The 1780-nt window shown below is 62.6% G+C and carries 1 protein-coding gene; it reads right to left on the bottom strand.

What is annotated here, in order from left to right; translation table 11 throughout:
- A partial coding sequence (locus tag ACFO1S_RS23680) for a condensation domain-containing protein (RefSeq protein WP_378127697.1) occupies positions 1–1780 on the bottom strand: 1780 nt, incomplete at both ends.

Genomic DNA, 1780 nt, shown 5'->3' with positions numbered 1-1780 from the left:
GCCGCTCCGCGCCGAAGACGGCCGCGATGCGATCCGGCGTCCGCTCCGCCTGCCGCCGGAACAGCTCCGGCAGCGTCAGCTCGGACGGGAACGGCGCCTCCGTGGCGTTGAACGTCTCCACCACTTGTCTGCGCTCTTCCTCCGTCAGCAGGCTGATGTCGTTCAGCCTCTGCTCCGGATCGCTTGCCGCCTGCTCCGCCAAGCGCAGGAAGTGGCGCGCCATCCTCTCCACCGTTTCCCGGCGGAACAAGGAGGTCCGGTATTCGAAGTGGCAGCGCAATTCGCCGTCCTTCTCAACGACTTCCAGCGTAAGATCGAACTTGGCCGTCGTTCTGCGGTTTTCCAGCGGCTCGAATCGCGTCTGGTTTGTACCGACCTCCCCTGCGCCAGTGTTCTGAAGCACGAACATGACGTCGAACAACGGGTTACGGCTCGTATCTCGACGAACGCCCAGCTTGTCCACCAGTTCTTCGAAAGGATAGCGCTCATGATCCAATGCGCCAATGACGGTCGCTTTCACCTCTTGCAGAAGCTCGGCGAACGTCCGGGAACCTTCGATCCGGTTCCGAAGCACGATTGTATTGACGAACATCCCGATGAGCTCGGCCAGATCGGCATGCGGTCTGCCCGCCACCGGGGAACCGATCCATATTTCCGGCTGCCCGGAATACCTCTGCAGCAGTGTCGCGAACAGCCCCAGCAAAGCCATATACAACGTCGTTCCGGTGCGAGAGCCCTGCGCCTTCATTTGACCCGTCAGGTCCGCGCCCATGGACACGAAGACGGAATCCCCCGCATATTCCAGACGCGCGGGACGGTCGTAATCCGTCGGCAATTGCAGCGTTGGAGCCTCTCCGGCCAACTGAGCGAGCCAGTAGCGCTCTTGCTCGCGGCTCTCCGCGCCGCCAAGCCAGTCGGTCTGCCATGCGGCGTAATCTTTATACTGAACGGGCAGCGCGTCCAGTCGTTGTCCCTCGTACAGCCGCACAAACTGCTCGGCAAGCGCCGCGGTCGATACGCCGTCCGCAATCAAATGGTGCATATCCATCAGCAGCAGATGATCCTGCGCCGTTCTGCGAATCAGCTTCACCCGGAACAGCGGGGATCGGTCCAGGTCGAACGGCCGCACGAATTCGCGCAGACAAACGTCCGGGTCGGCTTCCTGCTGCACCTCATACTCGATTTCCGGGATCGGCTCGTCCCAGACGCGCTGCATCGGCGCGCCCTCGACCCATTCGAACGACGTGCGAAGCGTCTCGTGGCGCTCCGACAGCGTTCTTATCGCCAGCAGCAGCTTCGCCCGATCAAGCGGACCGGTTATGCGGATCGCCGTCGGCAAATGGTAAGCCGTGCTCTGTCTGTCCATTGCCTGAAGCACGAACAGTCGATTTTGCGCCGAAGACAACGGATAATGAGCCTGCTCGGCCATTCGCGGAATCCGTTCGTGTCGGTCTTCTCCCGCCATCGCTGCGGACTGCTCCAGCAGCTCAGCCATTCCCCGCAAGGTCGGATACCGGAAAATATCTCTCATGGCCAGTCGGCAGTGGAATTCCTGATGCAAGCGCGCCGCCAGCGTCGCCGCCTTCAGCGAATGCCCGCCGATGGCGAAGAAATCGTCGTCGACTCCGACTCTCTCCCGCTGCAGCAGCTCGCTCCACAGCTCCACCAGCCGCTTCTCCATCTCCGTCGTCGGCGCCGCGTACGCCACGCCCGTCTCCATCTCCCCTTCCGGCGCAGGCAGCGCCTTCCGGTCCGCCTTCCCGCTCGCCGTCAGCGGCAT

It is taken from the genome of Cohnella boryungensis, from assembly GCF_042651945.1.
Taxonomy (GTDB): Bacteria; Bacillota; Bacilli; order Paenibacillales; family Paenibacillaceae; genus Cohnella; species Cohnella boryungensis.
Note: the sequence above shows the minus strand (reverse complement) of the source record. Positions and strands in the feature narration are given on the sequence as shown.